The 19,473-nt window shown below is 61.8% G+C and carries 16 protein-coding genes and 5 tRNA genes; 7 read left to right on the top strand and 14 right to left on the bottom strand.

The window, feature by feature from the left end:
• Nucleotides 1–159 precede the first annotated feature (159 nt).
• The 3 genes from F759_RS0108955 to aceA all read left to right on the top strand — a co-directional run bounded on the left by F759_RS0108955 (nucleotide 160) and on the right by aceA (nucleotide 4,270).
• Complete coding sequence (locus tag F759_RS0108955; RefSeq protein WP_027799547.1) at nucleotides 160–429, top strand: acyl-CoA-binding protein; 270 nt, start codon at nucleotides 160–162, stop codon at nucleotides 427–429.
• A 426-nt stretch (nucleotides 430–855) separates the two neighbouring features.
• On the top strand, nucleotides 856–2,481 hold the full coding sequence (locus F759_RS0108960) for a DEAD/DEAH box helicase (protein WP_027799548.1): 1,626 nt from the start codon (nucleotides 856–858) through the stop codon (nucleotides 2,479–2,481).
• 481 nt (nucleotides 2,482–2,962) lie between these two features.
• Entirely contained in the window at nucleotides 2,963–4,270 is a 1,308-nt protein-coding gene (gene aceA, locus F759_RS0108965; RefSeq protein ID WP_027799549.1) for an isocitrate lyase, read from the top strand.
• A gap of 285 nt (nucleotides 4,271–4,555) precedes the next feature.
• Here aceA and F759_RS0108970 read toward each other — a convergent pair whose 3' ends face one another.
• Nucleotides 4,556–4,990: a universal stress protein gene (locus F759_RS0108970; protein WP_027799550.1), complete on the bottom strand. Its 435-nt coding sequence runs from the start codon at nucleotides 4,988–4,990 to the stop codon at nucleotides 4,556–4,558.
• A gap of 145 nt (nucleotides 4,991–5,135) precedes the next feature.
• Nucleotides 5,136–6,038: a LysR family transcriptional regulator gene (locus F759_RS0108975; RefSeq protein ID WP_036023935.1), complete on the bottom strand. Its 903-nt coding sequence runs from the start codon at nucleotides 6,036–6,038 to the stop codon at nucleotides 5,136–5,138.
• Between the two features lie 148 nt (nucleotides 6,039–6,186).
• On the opposite strand from F759_RS0108975, the gene F759_RS0108980 reads away from it, so the two are divergent.
• On the top strand, nucleotides 6,187–7,065 hold the full coding sequence (locus F759_RS0108980) for a (S)-2-haloacid dehalogenase (RefSeq protein WP_027799552.1): 879 nt from the start codon (nucleotides 6,187–6,189) through the stop codon (nucleotides 7,063–7,065).
• A gap of 92 nt (nucleotides 7,066–7,157) precedes the next feature.
• Complete coding sequence (aceB, locus tag F759_RS0108985; RefSeq protein ID WP_027799553.1) at nucleotides 7,158–8,759, top strand: malate synthase A; 1,602 nt, start codon at nucleotides 7,158–7,160, stop codon at nucleotides 8,757–8,759.
• A gap of 130 nt (nucleotides 8,760–8,889) precedes the next feature.
• Here the strand turns inward: aceB and F759_RS0108990 are convergent, their stop codons facing one another.
• Nucleotides 8,890–9,291, bottom strand: a complete 402-nt coding sequence (locus F759_RS0108990; RefSeq protein ID WP_027799554.1) for a gamma-glutamylcyclotransferase family protein — start codon at nucleotides 9,289–9,291, stop codon at nucleotides 8,890–8,892.
• Nucleotides 9,292–9,431: 140 nt separating this feature from the next.
• On the opposite strand from F759_RS0108990, the gene F759_RS0108995 reads away from it, so the two are divergent.
• Complete coding sequence (locus F759_RS0108995; protein ID WP_027799555.1) at nucleotides 9,432–10,346, top strand: AraC family transcriptional regulator; 915 nt, start codon at nucleotides 9,432–9,434, stop codon at nucleotides 10,344–10,346.
• Nucleotides 10,347–10,376: 30 nt separating this feature from the next.
• On the opposite strand, the gene F759_RS0109000 is transcribed toward F759_RS0108995, so the two are convergent.
• The 7 genes from F759_RS0109000 to gltX form a co-directional block, all read right to left on the bottom strand.
• The gene (locus F759_RS0109000; RefSeq protein ID WP_027799556.1) at nucleotides 10,377–10,841 is read right to left on the bottom strand and encodes a GNAT family N-acetyltransferase; all 465 of its coding nucleotides are present in this window, start codon (nucleotides 10,839–10,841) and stop codon (nucleotides 10,377–10,379) included.
• 142 nt (nucleotides 10,842–10,983) lie between these two features.
• A tRNA-Asp gene (locus tag F759_RS0109005) sits at nucleotides 10,984–11,060 on the bottom strand.
• Nucleotides 11,061–11,140: 80 nt separating this feature from the next.
• Nucleotides 11,141–11,216: transfer RNA gene (locus F759_RS0109010), tRNA-Glu, on the bottom strand.
• Nucleotides 11,217–11,277: 61 nt separating this feature from the next.
• Nucleotides 11,278–11,354, bottom strand: a tRNA-Asp gene (locus F759_RS0109015).
• Between the two features lie 102 nt (nucleotides 11,355–11,456).
• Nucleotides 11,457–11,532 (bottom strand) — tRNA-Glu (locus F759_RS0109020).
• Nucleotides 11,533–11,710: 178 nt separating this feature from the next.
• Nucleotides 11,711–11,786 (bottom strand) — tRNA-Ala (locus F759_RS0109025).
• A gap of 150 nt (nucleotides 11,787–11,936) precedes the next feature.
• Nucleotides 11,937–13,346: a glutamate--tRNA ligase gene (gene gltX, locus F759_RS0109030; protein ID WP_027799557.1), complete on the bottom strand. Its 1,410-nt coding sequence runs from the start codon at nucleotides 13,344–13,346 to the stop codon at nucleotides 11,937–11,939.
• 375 nt (nucleotides 13,347–13,721) lie between these two features.
• Between gltX and F759_RS0109045 the strand changes: the two genes are divergently transcribed.
• Nucleotides 13,722–14,681 carry a patatin-like phospholipase family protein gene (locus tag F759_RS0109045; RefSeq protein WP_027799558.1) on the top strand — a complete coding sequence of 320 codons (960 nt, stop codon included), beginning with the start codon at nucleotides 13,722–13,724 and terminating at the stop codon, nucleotides 14,679–14,681.
• A 118-nt stretch (nucleotides 14,682–14,799) separates the two neighbouring features.
• Here the strand turns inward: F759_RS0109045 and F759_RS0109050 are convergent, their stop codons facing one another.
• From F759_RS0109050 to F759_RS0109065, 4 genes are all read right to left on the bottom strand, one after another.
• The gene (locus F759_RS0109050; RefSeq protein ID WP_027799559.1) at nucleotides 14,800–15,465 is read right to left on the bottom strand and encodes a C40 family peptidase; all 666 of its coding nucleotides are present in this window, start codon (nucleotides 15,463–15,465) and stop codon (nucleotides 14,800–14,802) included.
• Between the two features lie 138 nt (nucleotides 15,466–15,603).
• A complete protein-coding gene (locus F759_RS0109055; protein WP_036023972.1) occupies nucleotides 15,604–17,190 on the bottom strand; it encodes an ABC transporter ATP-binding protein in 1,587 nt (528 codons plus the stop codon).
• Between the two features lie 74 nt (nucleotides 17,191–17,264).
• The gene (locus tag F759_RS0109060) at nucleotides 17,265–18,371 is read right to left on the bottom strand and encodes an ABC transporter permease (protein WP_027799561.1); all 1,107 of its coding nucleotides are present in this window, start codon (nucleotides 18,369–18,371) and stop codon (nucleotides 17,265–17,267) included.
• The gene (locus F759_RS0109065; RefSeq protein WP_027799562.1) at nucleotides 18,371–19,408 is read right to left on the bottom strand and encodes a microcin C ABC transporter permease YejB; all 1,038 of its coding nucleotides are present in this window, start codon (nucleotides 19,406–19,408) and stop codon (nucleotides 18,371–18,373) included. Before F759_RS0109065 ends, F759_RS0109060 begins: the two co-directional genes overlap by 1 nt.
• Between the last annotated feature and the right edge of the window lie 65 nt (nucleotides 19,409–19,473).

The following is a 19,473-nucleotide window of genomic DNA, read 5'->3' on the forward strand; positions in this document are numbered from 1 at the left end:
TCACGCGGAACAGGAACCGCATATCGATACCGGCTATATATTCGCGCGCCGGTTCGGTACTCGCCAACAGCTAACGTTTGGAATAAGCCCTCGGCCACGCCAGGGCATGCAATTGTTATGATCGTCGGCCACCTAACCATCCCGCCGGAGAGCACGACGATGACGGACCTCGACACGCAATTCACCCAAGCCCAGGAAGACGTCAAGCAACTGCCTGAGCGTCCGGGCAATCTCACGCTGCTGCGCCTCTACGCGCTCTTCAAGCAAGCCAGCGAAGGCGACGTCCACGGCGACAAGCCGGGCTTCGCGGATATCGTCGGCAAATACAAATACGACGCGTGGGCCGCGCTCAAGGGCACCGCGCAGGACGCCGCCAAGCAGCAGTACGTGGAACTCGTCGAATCGCTGAGGAGCGGCGCGTCCGCCTGAAGGCCCATTCGTTCAAAGCCGCTCGCAGCACCGCGCTGCGCCTCGCGCGGTGCAAGTTTTCCGCTAAGAAATGTCCTAACGGTGGCGCAGTGCAACAAATACCTATACAATGTTGCCTGCGCTTCACTGCTTTGCCCGCTTTCATAAGCGGCCTTTGCGGCGCAGCGCCTCGTAGCGTTTAGCTCCAATCCAGTTTAGAACCTGTCCCCTCCTGCCTAGCCCCCTACGGGCGATCATGTCCCAGGCTGGCGGCAAGCCATGTTGGCGTGTCGCATCCGATACAGCTTCTAACGAAAAACTCGCCTTTATTGTTGCGAGTTGCCCCCGTTTTTCGATTTGCTCGCTGCTTCTTTGCTCGCTGAATCCGACGACTTGGGTATGCCGATTGGCGCCGACGTTTTAATTCCCTGTGTACCAAGGATTCTCATGACTTCGAGCAATACCCCCAGCAGCCCGTTGAACGCCATCGCCGACCAGGCACTCGGTCTCGCCGACGCACCCGCACAAGCCGCAGCCGTTGCTGCCGCTCCGGAAGCCGTCGCCGCTGAAGCCGCAGTCCCGGCCGGCCCGACGTTCGCGTCGCTCGGTCTGTCCGCGGATGTCGTCTCCGCGCTGACCGCCGCTGGTTACCAGAACCCCACGCCGGTTCAGCAACGCGCGATCCCCGCTGGCATCGCCGGCCGCGATCTGATGGTTTCGAGCCCGACCGGTTCGGGCAAGACCGCCGCGTTCATGCTGCCCGCTATCGAGCGTTTCTCGCAACTGCAAAAGGCACAAGCCAGCCAGCCGCGTGAACCGCGTCCGGCCGACGGCGCCCGCACGCGCCGCCCGCAACCGGTTGCCCGTCCGACCATGCTGGTTCTGACGCCGACCCGCGAACTCGCGATGCAGGTCACCACCGCCGCCGCCACGTACGGCAAGCATTTGAAGCGCCTGCGCACCGTCAGCATTCTCGGCGGCGTCGCTTACGGCCAACAGCTGATGCTGCTGGCGAAGAACCCGGAAATCCTGGTCGCTACGCCAGGCCGTCTGATCGACCACCTCGAGCGCGGCCGTATCGATCTGTCGCAACTGCAGATTCTCGTGCTCGACGAAGCCGACCGCATGCTCGACATGGGTTTCATCGAAGACATCGAAACGATTGTCGCCGCCACGCCGGCCACGCGTCAGACCATGCTGTTCTCGGCCACGCTCGACGGCAAGATCAGTTCGCTGACCGGCCGCCTGTTGAAGGACCCGGAGCGTATCGAGATCGTTCAGCGCCTGGAACAGCGTACCAACATCGCGCAAACCGTTCATTACGTCGACGACCGCGATCACAAGGACCGTCTGCTCGACCATCTGCTGCGTGATTCCGGCCTCGACCAGGCTATCGTCTTCACGGCAACCAAGATGGACGCGGACCAACTGGCTGGGCGTCTCGCCGACGCCGGTTTCGAGTCGGCCGCACTGCACGGCGATCTGCCGCAAGGCGCGCGTAACCGCACGATCCGCGCACTGCGCGAGCGCCGCGTGCGCGTGCTGGTGGCAACGGACGTCGCCGCTCGCGGTATCGACATCCCGGGCATCACGCACGTGTTCAACTACGACCTGCCGAAGTTCGCCGAAGACTACGTGCACCGTATCGGCCGTACCGGCCGCGCTGGCCGCTCGGGTATCGCGGTGAGCCTCGTGCATCACGCCGAACAGGGCGCGCTCAAGCGCATCGAGCGTTTCGTGCGCACGCCGCTGCCGGTCAACGTCGTCGCGGGTTTCGAGCCGCGTAAGTCGGCCCCGTCGGGCAACGGCCGTCCTGGCTTTGGCGGCCGCGGCCGTCCGGGCGGCGGCAATGGCGGCGGACGCCGCTTCGGCAGCGGCTCGGGCAAGCCGGCCGGTAACGCCGGCAGCTCGCGCAGCGGCACCGGCGGCGGCTGGGCCGGCAAGCCGGCTGGCGGCGGTTCGCGTGATGGCGGCTTTGGCGGCGGTTCGCGCGAAGGCTACGGCGGCTCGCGTGACGGCGGCTACGGCGCACGCCGCAGCGACGGCCCGCGTACCGCACGTCGCGGCAGCTAAGACGCGTGAGTCAACGCTTACAGCTGGAGCAACGGCGTGCCCGCCTCAGTGCGGAAGCCGCGTTCTGGCTGGAATAGGCAAGAAATAGTTAGTTGAAAAGACCCCGGCAGCTTCGTGCTGTCGTTAAGTCGAAATGAAAAACCGGTGCTCAGGCATCGGTTTTTTTTCGTCCATCGATTATCGCCACCTGGATTTCACGATGTGCAAAATTTTTTTGCGTCGTAAAAAATCTTGCTGCACGGCACAACGGTGCCCATTGCAAGATGGGAAAAATCGTTTCTTAATGCGGAATGTAATTGATAAGTCAATGATTTTTAAGGACAACAATTATTAGAAAATCGCGGGCGGGCGACTATTGCTCATCGGTCGATTTGCCTAGACTCTTATATAAGACTTCGCGAAACAAAACGCCTCCCCGGCTGATCGCTTCGACGAAGACAGAGTCCAGCATCCATTTTTTCAGGCAACCAAGGAGAAAACCATGACGACGCGCGAAGAACAAGCCCGCCAACTTCAACAGCAATGGCAAACCGATCCGCGCTGGAAAGGCGTCAAGCGCACCTACACCGCTGAGGACGTGATCCGTCTGCGTGGCTCCGTGCAGGTCGAACACACGCTCGCCAAGCGCGGCGCCGAAAAGCTCTGGCATAGCGTGAACACCGAGCCGTTCGTTAATTCCCTCGGCGCGCTCACCGGCAATCAGGCGATGCAGCAGGTCAAGGCCGGTCTGAAGGCCATCTATCTGTCGGGCTGGCAGGTCGCGGGCGATGCGAACGTGGCCGGCGAAATGTACCCGGACCAGTCGCTCTATCCGGCCAACTCGGTGCCGCTCGTCGTCAAGCGCATCAATAACACGCTGACGCGCGCCGACCAGATCCAGTGGTCGGAAGGCAAGAATCCCGGCGACGAAGGGTATATCGATTACTTCGCGCCGATAGTCGCGGACGCCGAAGCCGGTTTCGGCGGCGTGCTGAATGCATTTGAACTGATGAAGGCGATGATCGAAGCCGGCGCGGCGGGCGTGCACTTCGAAGATCAACTGGCATCGGTGAAAAAGTGCGGCCACATGGGCGGCAAGGTGCTCGTACCGACTCGCGAAAACGTCGCGAAGCTGACGGCTGCGCGTCTGGCTGCGGACGTCTCGGGTGTGCCGACCGTGCTGCTCGCCCGTACCGATGCCGAAGCCGCCGACCTGATCACATCCGACGTCGACGAAAACGATAAGCCGTTCCTGACCGGCGAGCGCACGGTCGAAGGCTTCTATCGCACGAAGCCGGGTCTCGAACAGGCGATCTCGCGTGGCCTCGCCTACGCGCCGTACGCCGACATGATCTGGTGCGAAACGGGCAAGCCGGACCTCGAGTTCGCGAAGAAATTTGCCGACGCGATCCACGAGGAGTACCCGGATCAACTCCTGTCGTACAACTGCTCGCCGTCGTTCAACTGGAAGAAGAACCTGGACGACGCGACCATCGCCAAGTTCCAGCGCGAATTGGGCGCAATGGGCTACAAGTTCCAGTTCATCACACTGGCCGGCTTCCACGCGCTGAACTACTCGATGTTCAACCTCGCGCACGGCTATGCCCGCAACCAGATGACGGCGTTCGTCGAGATGCAGCAGGCCGAATTCGCGGCAGCGGAAAAGGGCTTCACCGCCGTGAAGCACCAGCGCGAAGTCGGTACGGGCTACTTCGACGCGGTGACGCAAACAGTCGAGCGCGAAGCATCGACCACCGCGTTGCACGGCTCGACGGAAGACGAACAGTTCTTCGACAAGAAAGTCGCGTAAGGTCTCGCGCCCGATCGCGAAAACGAAAGGCAGACGGACGGCGGAACAACGGCGAAGCGGTTTTGTTGGGACGCCGCCGTCAACAGGGAGGAGCTTCGCCATCGGCGTGTCGGCGTGTCGGTGCCTCGGCGCAGTGCGCGGCGCCGATGGCGGGTTGCGATAAGGCGGGGGCTGCACAAAAAGCCAGCACAATGCATTGTGCGGCGAACGGACGACGCGCCGGCCTGGTCGCCGGCGCGTTTTTCCGCTGCCGGCGCAAACCGCGGAACCGGACATCGGCGAGGTCTACCGGTACACGAGCACCGGAATTTTCGTATGTGTAAGCACGCGCTGCGTTTCGCTGCCGATCAGCAGGCTGCCGAGACCGCGTCGCCCGTGTGAGGCCATGAAGATCACGTCACATGCGCCCCGCTCCGCCGCTTCGATGATGCCGAGATACGGCGCCGGATGCACGCTGGTGTGCCTATCGACGACAACCCCGACACGGCTGGCGGCGAACTCCACTTCGCGCAGATGCTCCTGCGCTTCGCGTTCGCTGCGCTCGAGGAACTCGGACGGAGGTTCGACAACGATGTCGGAGAACGGCGCATACGGATATTGCGGCAGGCACGCGTATGCGGTGATGCGCGCGCCGACCGCCTGGGCGAGGTCGATGGCGCCGGCAATCGCCTTGCGCGAGAGATCTGAACCATCGGTCGGAACGAGAATGTGCTTGAACATGTGCCCTCCGTATCCGTGTCCATGTCGGGCGGCCGTATCGGCTGCGTTTTTGGCATGCCGGCCTCAAAACGATTGTAGGTCGCGGACACCTGCCGCAAACCGCTATTGAGGGTCTGTCCGAATATCGAAAACCCGTTGCGTGGCGTCAGCCCCAGTACTCCGGAAGGCCATACGTATGCTTGAGGAAATCCAGAAAAAGCCGCACTCGCAGCGGCAGATGGCGGCGCTGCGGAAACACCGCATGGATCCCAATGGGCGGCGCCGCGAACTCGTCGAGTACGCTCACGAGGCGCCCCGCCGCGATGTCCGCGCCGACTTCCCACCACGAACGCCACGCGAGGCCGTGTCCTTCGAGACACCACTCATGCAGCACCGCGCCGTCCGAGCATTCCATCGTGCCGGACACCTTGATCGACACGACTTTATCGCCCTGCTGGAACATCCAGCCGCGCTGCTGATTGGCGCTCGCGCCAAGCGCGAGACAGTTGTGCTGCGCAAGATCCGCGAGACTATGCGGCGCGCCGCGCCGACTCAAATACGACGGCGAAGCGACGCACACGCGCCGGTTTTCGCCGAGTTTGAGCGACACCAGCGACGAATCGGGCAATTCGCCGAGCCGTACCGCGCAATCGAAGCCTTCGTTGACCAGATCGACGAGCCGGTCCGACAGATCGAGCGTGATCGAAACATCCGGATGCGCAACTGTGAACGCCGGCACCAGCGGTGCAACGTGGCGGCGTCCAAAACCGGCCGGTGCGGACAGCCGCAGGTGGCCGCTCGCTTTCACACCGCCCGCCGACACGCTCGCCTCGGCGTTCTGCATGTCGTGAATGATGCGCTGACAGTCTTCGAGAAACGCCGAGCCCTCGAAAGTCAGCGTGATCTTGCGCGTGGTGCGCACCAGCAACTTGACGCCGAGACGTTCTTCGAGTGCATCGATACGTCGGCCGATGATCGCGGGAGCCACGCCCTCGGCAAGCGCCGCAGCCGACAGGCTGCCTCTGGCAGCGACGGTGACAAAGGTCTCGATCTGCTTGAATCTGTCCATGAAAGCGGCGCCGCTGGCGCAGCAAAGTTGACCGGTGCGCGTCAGATTAGGTGGGTGAAAGTAAAAGATCAAGTGATCCTTAGCCTCTTTTTTAGCGCACAGCACCGCTAATACAATCCGTCCTGACCTCTGACTGGAGCGCACGGCAATGTCGGCCACAACGACACTTTCCCCTAAAGCAGTGATTTTCGACGCCTACGGCACGCTTTTCGACGTGCATTCGGTGATCGCTGCCGCAGAGCAGATCTTCCCCGGACGCGGCGACGCGCTCTCCCAGTTGTGGCGCCAGAAACAGATCGAGTACACGCAGTTGCGCACGCTGGCCGATGCCGGCGACGGCGCGCACTACCGTCCGTTCTGGGACGTCACGCTCGACGCTCTGCGCTTTTCCGCGAAAAAGCTTCAACTCACGCTCGGCCGTACGGCTGAAAAGCGTTTGATGGACGAGTACGCGTGCCTGTCCGCGTTTCCCGATGCTGTGCCTGCGCTGCGTGTGCTGCGCGATGCGGCGTCTGGACCTGGGTCCGCCACATGTGCCTCCAAGCCGGCGTCGATATCCGCATCGAGCCCTGCGCGCGCCGTCTGCACATCGGCGAGTACGTCGGGCGGCTCGCGCCCCGGCCTCGCGATTCTCTCCAACGGCAATCCCCAAATGCTAGATGTCGCGGTGAAGAGCGCGGGCATGAGCGGCCTGTTCGATCACGTGCTTTCCGTCGACGCCGTGCGCGCATACAAACCCGCACCCGCCGCCTACGCGCTCGGCCCGCAAGCCTTCGACGCGCATCCGCGCGAGATTGTCTTCGTGTCGTCGAATGGTTGGGACGTGGCCGGCGCGACGTGGTTCGGCTTCACCACGTTCTGGCTCAACCGGCAGAACGCGCCGCTCGAAGAACTCGGTGTGACGCCGCATGGCGCCGGCGCAGGCATGAGCGATCTGCTGGCCTTCCTGAAAACCCTTGCGTCTGCCAGACGCGCCGGACGCGCTGGCGCCGCAGCGAGCCGCACACGCCGCAGCCCCGGCGCATGACGCTCACCTTCGGCAACTTATCGAATCGACTCAACCACTACAACCGCGTTTCAACTTTGCATCTTTGCAATCTGACCGACCAAGGAGAAAACATGGCGAATTCGCTGTCATCGTTGTCGCTGCCGCAGGGCATGGAAATTACCGCAGAAATCAAGCCGGGCTACGAAGCGATCCTCACGCGCGAAGCGCTCGAACTCGTCGCCGCGCTGCATCGCACGTTCGAGCCGCGCCGTCAGCAGTTGTTGCAGGCGCGCGCGGAACGCACGAAACGGCTCGACGCCGACGAGCGCCCCGACTTCCTCGCCGAGACAAAGAACGTGCGCGACGGCGACTGGACCATTGCGCCGCTGCCGAAAGACCTGCAATGCCGCCGCGTGGAGATCACCGGTCCGGTCGAGCGCAAGATGATCATCAACGCGCTGAACTCGGGCGCGGATTCGTACATGACCGACTTCGAGGATTCGAATGCGCCGAGTTGGGACAACCAGATCACCGGCCATATCAATCTGAAGGACGCCGTGCGCCGCACGATCTCGCTTGAGCAGAACGGCAAGAGCTATAAGCTGAACGAGAAGGTCGCCACGCTGATCGTGCGTCCGCGCGGCTGGCATCTCGACGAGAAGCACGTGAAGGTGGACGGCAAGCGCGTGTCGGGCGGCATCTTCGACTTCGCGCTCTTCATGGTGCACAACGCGAAGGAACTGGTCGCGCGCGGCTCGGGCCCCTACTTCTATCTGCCGAAGATGGAGAGCCATCTGGAAGCGCGTCTGTGGAACGACATCTTCGTCGCCGCGCAGGAAGCAGTCGGCGTGCCGCGCGGCACGATTCGCGCGACGGTGCTGATCGAAACCATTCTCGCCGCGTTCGAAATGGACGAGATTCTGTACGAGCTGCGTGAACATAGCTCGGGGCTCAACGCCGGTCGTTGGGACTACATCTTTTCCGCAATCAAGAAGTTCAAGTCCGACCGCGGCTTCTGCCTTGCGGATCGCTCGCAGATCACGATGACCTCGCCGTTCATGCGCGCGTATGCGCTGTTGCTGCTGAAGACTTGCCATCGCCGCAACGCGCCGGCCATTGGCGGAATGAGCGCGCTGATTCCGATCAAGAACGATCCTGCTGCCAACGACAAGGCGATGGCCGGCGTGCGCTCCGACAAGGCGCGCGATGCCGGCGACGGCTACGACGGCGGCTGGGTCGCGCATCCGGGCCTCGTGCCGATCGCGATGGCAGAGTTCGTCAAGGTGCTCGGCGACAAGCCGAACCAGATCGGCAAGCAACGCGACGACGTGCTCGTCACCGCAACGGATCTGATGGACTTCCGCCCGGAAGCGCCGATCACCGAGGCCGGTCTGCGCAACAACATCAACGTCGGCATTCACTACCTCGGTTCATGGCTCGCGGGCAACGGCTGCGTGCCGATCCACAACCTGATGGAAGATGCGGCCACCGCCGAGATTTCGCGCTCGCAAGTGTGGCAGTGGATTCGCTCGCCGAAAGGCACGCTCGACGATGGCCGTAAGGTGACGGCCGAACTTGTGCGCGAGTTCGCTGTGCAGGAACTCGACAAAGTGAAGCAGGCCGTTGGCGGCGATACGAAACCGTATGAACGCGCGGCGCAAATTTTCGAAGAGATGTCGACGTCCGGGCAGTTCACCGACTTTCTGACGCTGCCGCTCTACGAAGAAATCTGAACGCGAACGCTCGTCGGCTCATAACGACGACCGCGTGCAATGAATGTCCGGCCGAACGGCCCGTCAGGCGCATGCCTGACGGGCCGTATTTTATGCTGTTTTTAGCGCGTGTGAGCGCGCGCTAGGTGTGTCAGCGCGTGGCGCGATACTCGACCCAGTCGCCGGACCTGATTTCGTGGAGACCCTTCACCGCTTGAGGAGCGACCGGATAGAAGCGGCAGTTCACGACGTTGCCGTCCACTTTCACCATCACTTCACGGGCGAGAAAGCGATCTTCGATGCCTGGATACACCGCCTCGATCTCGTCGAGCACGGCGACGAGTTGATCGTCGATTTCATAGACATCGCCGATCACGTCCACGCCCTGTTCGTCGACGACGAGTCCCGGATACGAACCGAAGTCGAACAGATGGCCGCGAACCGTGGCCGTGCCGAGCAGGTTCGGCTCGGCTATGTCGTTGCGCGCCGCGGCTTCGCGGATGTCGTTCACTTCGCCCGCTCGCAGCGTGCCGTAGACAAAGACGGTTTGCATCGTCGTTCGTGCTCCTCGAATGGTGGTCGGTCAATCGGGACATTATGCAACGTCTCAAAGCGGGCACGTTCTACAATGAGAACCCACTCATGTTCGGGCCTCATGCCCATAGCGTTTCGTTCCGTGGATCGACCTTCGCCATGACTCCGTACGCCGGCTCGGACCGCTCGAGCTTCGTCAGCTTGACCGACACTCCGCCAGAGTTTCAGCCGAACGACGCGCATCCGATTCGCGTGCGCTCGCGGCCCATGCCGATGGGTTCTCACTTTGCGCGTCATACGCATGCCTGGGCACAGGTCGCGTATGCGTCGCGCGGCGTACTGCGCGTCGCGACGACCGGCACGACATGGATGGTGCCGCCCTCCCGAGCAATCTGGGTGCCGCCGCACGTCACGCACGAGGTGGTGGCCGTCGAAGATGCGTTCCTGCGCACGTTGTATATCAGTGAAAGCGCGGTGCCTGCGGGACTCGACGCGCCCCGTGTCGTCGAAGTCTCGAACCTGCTGCGCGAAGTGATTGCCGCGCTCGACACGTCTGGCATCTCGCCCGCGCGCGAGCAGTTGCTCGGCGCGCTCGCGTTAGATGAGCTGACGCGTTCGGAGCCACTGCCGCTGTCGGTGCCGATGCCCAACGAAAAGCGCCTGCGCGCGCTGTGCGAGGCGGTGATCGCGGACCCGACGCCCGGTGAGTCGCTCGAACAATGGGCGGCGAGCGTCGGAGCGAGTACGCGCACGATTGCGCGGCTTTTCCGGCAGGAGCTTGGCGTGAGCTTTTCGCAATGGCGGCAACAGGCGATTCTCGCGCGGGCGATTCCACTACTGAGTCAGGGACGGCCACTGTCGCATGTCGCCCAGGAATTGGGCTATCAGAGCCAGAGCGCATTTTCCGCGATGTTCCGGCGTGCGTTTGGTGAAAGCCCGCGCGCGTTTATCGAACGGGGCTCGGAACATCGTCTGGAAAATGGCGAAAGCCGCGACGATGCGGACCTGGACGAGAATGCCGGCGAGCAGGCAGCGCAGCATCGGGCGGATGCGGCGAGCAGCGAACACGGATGAACGCTGAACCTGGGTCGCCGGGCGCGCGGCTCAAACGCGCCGCGCAAGATGACGGATCGCGCCAAGCTGTGCGAGCCGCGGCCCGGTCAGTTTGTAGCCTTTGCGCTGATAGAGCCGCGCTGCGGGATTGTCGACGAACACGCGCAACTGCAGTTCGCGCAGTCCGCGCTCGCGCGCCCATTGGTGCGACATATCCAGCAGATAGGTGCCCGCGCCGAGCCGCCTGTACCCTTCAGCAATCTGCACGTCGCGGATATGCAGCGAATCGCCTTCTTGCGTGATGCGCAACACGCCAATCGGCTTGCCGTCCATTTCGAGGATGAAATTTTCCGACTCGCGCCAACTGCCGAGAAAGAGATCGCCACGCCAGACGAGATGATGCCGCTGATAATAGCCGCCCATGTTGCTATGAGTCAGCGCCTCAGCGAACTCGAAATCGTCCATGCTGGCTTTGCGCAGATGGAACGGCAACGGAGCTTCGGTTGGATCGAACATGGTGGCACGACGAAGAGAAGTCGGATAAACGGTAAAACAGGCCGCGCGCGCTGGCAATGGCTGTTTGTCCCGAGCATATCCAGGCGGGATGATCAGCGGAATAAAAAAAGCCCACTTCTTTCGAAGTGGGCTTTTTCAAATCTGGCGGAGCGGACGGGACTCGAACCCGCGACCCCCGGCGTGACAGGCCGGTATTCTAACCAACTGAACTACCGCTCCAGATTTTCACACCCGGCAAGCAAGCTGCGCTCACTCACCCACTGCACCGTTCAACTTCCAACCGAACGACGCCGATATTCTGGCGTCCCCTAGGGGATTCGAACCCCTGTACTCACCGTGAAAGGGTGATGTCCTAGGCCTCTAGACGAAGGGGACAACGTACTGCTTACACCTTTAATGAAAAAGCCCGTTCAAGTGTGTATGAACGGGCTTTGTCTGGCGGAGTGGACGGGACTCGAACCCGCGACCCCCGGCGTGACAGGCCGGTATTCTAACCAACTGAACTACCACTCCAGTCTTCACACCTGGCTTGCGAGCGTCGGTTATTTCTCTGCAAGCTGCGCTGCTTTACTGCTGATCGGGCATTAACCCGAACGCTAAAGCGACGCTGATGTTTGGCGTCCCCTAGGGGATTCGAACCCCTGTACTCACCGTGAAAGGGTGATGTCCTAGGCCTCTAGACGAAGGGGACATGATCTTTTCAGACATGCCTTTTATTCGCCGCTGAGTCGGATTAACCAGCGAAAAGCTAAATGCTAGTTATTTATTCCGCCAACTGCGAAGACCGCTATTTTAACTACGATACTGCTGCTTGTGAAGTCTTTTTTTCTACAAGCTCCAGACTTCGGAACGACTTCACTCTGCTCTGATGGTGGAGGTAAGCGGGATCGAACCGCTGACCTCTTGCATGCCATGCAAGCGCTCTCCCAGCTGAGCTATACCCCCTTGCAGAACAGAAACGAGATTCTAGAGGCCAATTTGCGCTTTGTAAATACCCTTTGAGCAATCGCATGCGACTTTTTTCCGAACTCGCATGCAAACACACTCAATGCACGCCGGAACGCGCTCGGGCCCGCTTGTGGGCCCTTTCACGTCTTATGCCAACGCCTTCCCGATACGCCCCACGACCACATCGCGGCCGAACAGCATCAGCACCATATCAATCGAGGGCGTATGCGTCGTGCCCGCGACCAGCAGACGGACCGGCATCGCCAGTTGCGGCATCTTCAGCTTGTGGGTGCCAAGCGTTGCCTTCAGCGCTGCGGCGATCGCCTCTTTGGTCCACTCGACCGTCTTCAGCGCAGCGGCAAGATCGCCGAGCGCCGGGCGCACCGCATCAGTCACATGCTGCGCTAGTGCTTCGGCGTCCGGCGCGGGCGTGCGATAGAACATCGCGGCGTTCTCCGCGATCTCCTTGACCGTCGATGCACGATCCTTTAGCAGCCCAACGACCGCCGTCAGATCCGCGCCCTGAGCGATGGTCGCCTCGTCGATACCCAGTTCCGCGAAGAACGGCCGCGCCAGTCCGGCGAGTCGGGCGTTATCGGCTTCCTTGATGTAGTGCGCGTTCAGCCAGTTCAGCTTGTCGTGGTCGTACTGCGCCGGAGATTTGCCCAGGTGCTCGAGATCGAACCATTCGACGAACTGCTCGCGCGAGAAAATTTCCGCGTCGCCATGCGACCAGCCAAGACGCGCCAGATAGTTCACCACCGCTTCCGGCAGATAACCGGCATCGCGATAGCCGATCACGCTCATTGCGCCGTGACGCTTGCTCATCTTCTCGCCCTGCTCGTTGAGCACGGTCGGCAGGTGCGCATAGACCGGCGGCTCGCCGCCGAGCGCGCGCAGAATGTTGATCTGCCGCGGCGTGTTGTTCACGTGATCGTCGCCGCGAATGACGTGCGTGATGCGCATATCGAGATCGTCGACCACCACGCAGAAGTTGTAGGTCGGCGTGCCGTCCGGCCGTGCAATCACGAGGTCGTCCAACTCCTCGTTGGAGATTTCGATGCGCCCTTTCACCGCATCGTCCCAGGCCACCACGCCAGTGAGCGGATTACGGAAGCGCAGCACCGGCTGGACTCCCGCCGGGGGTTCGGGCAACACCTTGCCAGGCTCCGGACGCCATGTGCCGTCATAGCGCGGCTTCTCGCCGGCTTCACGCTGACGCTCGCGCAGCGCGTCGAGCTCTTCCGTCGACATGTAGCACGGGTAGACGAGCCCCGCGTCCTGCATCTCTTTGAGCACTTCGCGATAACGGTCCATGCGCTGCATCTGGTAGAACGGGCCTTCGTCGAAATCGAGGCCGAGCCATTCCATGCCTTCGAGAATCGCGTCCACAGATTCAGTGGTGGAACGCTCGACGTCGGTATCCTCGATCCGCAGCACGAAGGTCCCTTTCATCTTGCGCGCGAACGCCCACGGATACAGCGCTGAGCGGATGTTGCCGAGGTGAATGAAGCCGGTGGGACTCGGTGCGAAACGGGTACGAACGGAGGTGGTCATTAGCGGTTACTCGAAGACTGGCGCCGGCGCCGGACAAACATCGCCCGTCAAGCGCGGCAGCGAACCGCGCCCATACGACACGACGGCTGCCGTGCATGGACACGAAGGAATTGAAGCGGAAGTCGAATTATACCTTTCGTAAGCGCGCGGCCCGCCCTCGTCCGAATGGGCTATTGATGGCCACGGGCAGTGTCCGCGCAAGCTTTCGTTACCGGCCGCCGCGCATGCGCCGCTTTGATTTATGATGTGCGCGCGCTGAGGCGCAGACGCGCTCATCCGCGCATCGAACCGCTGTTTGCACTCACCCCGACCCTTGCCTGATTGCGGCCCAAAGCGGCGCCCGTCGCGCTGCACACGCCGTTGCTGGAGAACTCGTTGAAACCTTCGTCGCCCCGTTACGGCCGTCGCAATTTTTCGCTCGCCGCAGCCTCAGCGGTACTCGCTGCCTGCACCACAGCAGGCAGCAGAATTGACGGCGCGTCGTCGTCGAATGCGGCCACAGCTACGCCCACCACAGGCGCGGCGCCGCTGGACAAGCCGCAGCGGCCGATTCGCGTCGCGCTTGCGCTAGGTGGCGGCGCGGCGCGCGGCTTCGCGCATATCGGCGTCATCAAGGCGCTGGAGGCGCGCAACATTCAGGTCGATCTGGTGGCCGGCACGAGCGCCGGCTCGGTGGTCGGCGCGCTTTACGCGTCGGGCATGAACGGCTTCGCGCTAAACAAGCTGGCGTTGAACATGGATGAAGCATCCATCAGCGACTGGGCCATGCCATTTCGCACGCGCGGCTTTCTGCAAGGCATCGCCCTGCAAAATTATCTGAACACCACGCTCAACAATCGCCCGATCGAAAAAATGGTGAAGCCGCTCGGCGTGGTCGCTACCGACCTGAAAACCGGCCAGCCAATTCTCTTTCAGCGCGGCAATACAGGTATCGCGGTGCGCGCCTCATGCAGCGTGCCGTCGATCTTCGAGCCGGTGAAAATCGGCGGGCACGAATATGTCGACGGCGGTCTGGTGAGCCCAGTGCCAGCGTCGTTCGCACGCAAAATGGGCGCGGACTTCGTGATCGCCGTGGATATCTCGCAGCGCCCCGAAAGCGGCCTGACGGCCAACTCCTTCGACGTGCTCATGCAAACCTTCACGATCATGGGCCAGACGATCAAGGCGTATGAACTCGACAAATACGCCGACATCGTCATCCGTCCGAATCTCGCGGCCATGAGCGGCAGTGACTTCTCGCAGCGCAACGCCGCGATCCTGGCCGGCGAGGAAGCCGTTGCGAAGATCATGCCGGAACTACAACGCAAGCTGGCCGTGAGCCGTGCGGCGGCCTAGCGCAGCCCGGCGTTGCGGGGTTCGGCACAGGACCGGCGGACCGGCTCCAAAACGCAAAAAGCCTGCTTCATTTGAAGCAGGCTTTTGTGCTGTGCCCGAACTGCCGGCTCAGCAAAAATCAGTTATTGCCGCCGATCGTCGCATTCACGCGCTTGCGCAGATCTTCGCCGTCCTGATACGACGTCTCGATCCGGCGCGCGCCGGTGAAACGCTTTTCCCAGTAGCCGCTATCCATGTCGTCGACGCGGATCGTGCTGCCGGTGGAGGGCGAATGCACGAACTTGTTGTCGCCGATATAGATGCCCACGTGCGAGAACGTGCGGCGCATGGTGTTGAAGAACACCAGATCGCCCGGCTTGAGGTCGCTCACGCGGACCTTCTCGCCGACACGGCTCATTTCCTCGGCGCGGCGCGGCAGCGCCATGCCCAGCGTGTCCTGGAACACGTAGCGCACGAAGCCGCTGCAATCGAGCCCCGAGTCCGGCGTGTTGCCGCCCCAACGGTAGCGAACGCCGATCATGTTCAGCGCGCCGACGACCACGTCGCCCGCCTTGCCGGCCATGCCGGAAAGAAACGATTTGGCGCCGCCGTCAGTATTGCTGCCGAGCGTTTGCGAATTGGAGGGGGAGGAAGAACTCGCCGCGTTGCTCGGCGAATATGAGGCATTCTGATTGAAACTGCTTACTTCGTCGGCGAAAGCGCCGGGAGCTGCTGCGATCAAGACGCCAATGAACATCCCGGCGACGGCGCGCGTGCAAGCCTGGGTCAGATTTCTGTGCTGCATTGGTCGGTATTTTTTGCTAAAGAATCAGGGGTCTACGGAAAAAAGTTTGGTCGATACTAGCCAGTAAGTATTCACGTGTCAAAACAAATAGAAAAATACAATCGATACCCGCACCCAATTGGTGAAAGGGGTGAAAAATCAGTGATTCAACGCTGCTTTCAGGAGCTTTCGAGTGTACGGGTGGGCCGGCGTCGAAAAGATTTTCTCAACGTCTCCGCTTTCGACGATAGAACCGTTTTGCATCACCGCAACGCGGTGCGCCATCGCTCCAATCACGGCCAGATCGTGGCTGATGAAAACGAAGCCCAGGTTGTACTTCTGTTGCAAGCCGGCGAGCAGTTTCAGCACTTGCTGCTGGATAGAAACGTCGAGCGCGCTGGTCGGTTCGTCGAGGATCAGAATCCGCGGCTCAACCACGAGCGCCCGTGCAATGGCTATGCGCTGGCGCTGTCCGCCGGAAAACTCGTGCGGATAACGCAGCAGCGCGGTCCGGTCGATCCCGACCTCGCGCAGCACGGCAAGCACCTTATCGCGCCGCGCCTGCGGCGTCATGTGCGGCCGGTGCAACGGCAGCCCTTCGCCGACGATCCGCTCGATCGTCTGGCGAGGCGAAAGCGAGCTGAACGGGTCCTGAAACACCACCTGCATATTCGAGCGCAACGCGGTCTGCTCGGCGCCGCGATAGCTGCGAAGCGCCCTGCCCTGAAATTCGATTTCGCCGTGCGCGGTGCGCTGCAGCCCGAGCAAGGCCATTGCGAGCGTCGATTTCCCGGAACCGGATTCACCGACGATGCCAAGCGTCTCGCCCTGCCGCACCGAAATAGCCGCGTCCGCAACCGCGCGAAACCGCCCCGAGCGGAACCAGCCGGCGAATCCCGGCAACTTCGTTCTGAAATCGACGCAAACATCGCGAGCTTCCAGCAGCACCGGCGAAATAGGTAGCACCGGGACGACCGTGCGCTGCGGCCGGCTTTCGAGCAGCCGCTGCGTGTACGGGTGCTGCGGCGACTCGAACACTTGCTCGACCGGCCCGCTTTCGACCAGTACGCCCTTCTCCATCACCGCGATGCGCTGTGCAAAATGGCGCACGAGGTTCAGGTCGTGCGTGATCAGCAGCACGGCCATGCCGCGCTTTTCGGCTTCGTCGCGCTGCAGTTCGAGTAGCAGCTCGACGATCTGCGCGCGAATCGTCACGTCCAGCGCGGTAGTCGGTTCGTCGGCGAGAAGAAGACGGGGACGGCACGCGAGCGCCATCGCGATCATCGCGCGCTGCCGCTGTCCGCCCGAGAGTTGATGCGGGTAGCTGTTCACGCGTTTGCCCGGCTCGGGAATGCCCGTGCGCCCCAGCAGCGCGACCGCGCGCTTGCGTGCTTCCGCCGCCGAAACGCCGTCATGAACGACGATCGTTTCCGCGATCTGGTCGCCGACTGTATAGAGCGGATTGAGCGCGGTCATCGGCTCCTGAAAGATCATCGCGATGTCCGAGCCGCGCATGCCGCGCATCTCACGCTCGCTTTTGGCGAGCAGATCCTCGCCGTCGAAACGGACCGAGCCGCTCACCTGCGCGTCGCTCAACAGACGCAGGATCGACAGCGCGGTCACGCTTTTTCCCGAGCCGGATTCGCCGACGAGCGCAACGCGCTCGCCGCGCTGGATCGCCAGCGTGACGTCGTTCACAGCCACTGTGTCGCCGAATCTCACATGCAGACGATCGAGTTCTAGCAGCGGCGCCGCGCTCGCCGCTTCGGCGCTGCCATGTCCTTGCCCCTTGCGCGGCGCCTGCGCTTGCCGTTGAGCGTTCACTGATTGCCTCCGGCGCGCATTGCATCGGAGATGCGGGTATCGAGCGCGTTACGCAGCGCGTCGCCCATAAAGGTGAGCAACAACAGCATCGCGACCAGCACGCCGAAGGTGGACAACGAGATCCACCACGCGTCGAGGTTCGCCTTGCCCTGCGCGAGCAGTTCGCCGAGGCTCGGCGTCGGCGAAGGCACGCCTAGGCCGAGAAAGTCGAGACTGGTGAGCGCGAGAATCGCGCCGCTCATGCGAAACGGCAGGAACGTGATCACCGGCGTAAGGCTATTGGGCAACAGGTGCCGCCACATGATCTGCCAGTTCGACAGGCCCATCGCCCTTGCCGCGCGCACGTAGTCCTGCTGACGATTACGCAGGAACTCCGCACGCACGTAATCGGACAGGCCGATCCAGCCAAAAAGCGAAAGCAGCACGATCAGCAGAATGAACCCCGGCTCGAAAATAGACGAGAAAATGATCAGCAGGTAGAGCTCCGGCAACGCGCTCCAGATTTCGATCAGACGTTGCCCGACAATATCGATACGTCCTCCGAAATATCCTTGCACGGCGCCGGCGGCGATGCCAAGTATCGTCCCAATGAAGGTCAGCACGAGGCCGAACTCCACCGAAACTCGAAAGCCGTACAACAGTCGCGCGAAAACATCGCGGCCGCGGTCGTCGGTGCCGAGCCAGTTTTCACGCGAAGGCGGCGCCGGATTCGGCGCTTTTGAAAAATAGTTCAGCGTGTCGTAGTAGTAATGGTTCGGCGGATACACCGCGAAGTTGCCCGGCGTATCGAAACGCTGCTTGATATAGGGATCGAGATAGTCTGCGGGCGTCGGAAAATCGCCGCCGAACGTGGTTTCCGCGTAGGTCCTGAAGAGCGGGAAATACAGGTGGCCGTCGTAGCGCACCACGAGCGGCTTGTCGTTCGACCAGAGCGGGCCGGCCAGGCTCGCCGCGAAGGCCACCACGAATACGATGAGGCTCCAGTAACCCAGGCGCTGCTGGCGAAACCGCTGCCATACACGGCGCGCTGGCGAAGGCGAGACGAACGCGCGCGCGGGTTCGACGCGCGCCGCTGCATCGGCTGAAAGGCGGGCTCGATTCATCAGCGTTCCAGTTGTTCGAATTGGATGCGGGGATCGACCCACACATAGCAAAGATCGGAAATCAGCTTCGTCGCCAGACCGATCAACGTGAACAGATACAGCGTGCCGAGCACGACCGGATAATCGCGACGCACGACCGACTCATACGACAGCAAGCCGAGACCGTCGAGAGAAAAAAGCGTCTCTATCAGCAGGCTGCCTGTAAAAAAAGCACCGATAAACGCAGCAGGAAAGCCAACGATCAGCGGCAACATTGCGTTGCGAAACACATGCTTCCACAGCACGCGTTTTTCCGAGAGACCCTTCGCCCGTGCGGTCAGCACGTATTGCTTGCGAATCTCGTCCAGAAACGCATTCTTCGTGAGCATCGTGATTACCGCAAAACTGCCGACCACCGAAGCTGTGATCGGCAGCGCGATATGCCACAAGTAATCGAGAATCTTGCCCACGACGCTCAGTTGCGCCCAGTTATCCGACGTGAGATTGCGCAACGGAAACAGCTGCAGAAATGTACCGCCGCCGAACAGCACGAGCAGCAGCACGCCGAGCACGAAACCCGGAATCGCGTAACCGATCAGCACCAGGAGGCTCGTCGCGATGTCGAAGCGCGAGCCGTTGCGCACCGCTTTCGCAATGCCGAGCGGCACCGAAATCAGATACGTGAGAAAGAACGTCCATAAGCCGATGCTGATCGACACCGGCAGCTTCGACACGATCAGCGACCACACGCTCTGATGGCGGAAATAGCTCTGCCCGAGGTCGAATGTCGAAAAGCGCTTGAGCATCAACACGTAGCGCTCGAACGGCGGCTTATCGAAACCGTATAGCGCTTTCAGTTGCGCGACCTGCTGCGCATCGACGCCGTTATGCGCGCGCAAACCGAACGGCACCGCGCCCTCGGCACCCTTGCGCAATTCGTGTTGCATCTGCTCGACCGGACCGCCGGGTACGAACTGGATCACGACGAACGTGAGCGTCAAAACACCGAGCAGCGTGGGGATCATCAGCAGCAGGCGTTTGAGTATGTAGCTCCACATGGCGGGCGTTTCCGTTGCAAGGGCGAGGTATGAATAGCAATAGCGGGACCGTTGTGACCAGATCA

It is taken from the genome of Paraburkholderia dilworthii (assembly GCF_000472525.1).
Classification (GTDB): domain Bacteria; phylum Pseudomonadota; class Gammaproteobacteria; order Burkholderiales; family Burkholderiaceae; genus Paraburkholderia; species Paraburkholderia dilworthii.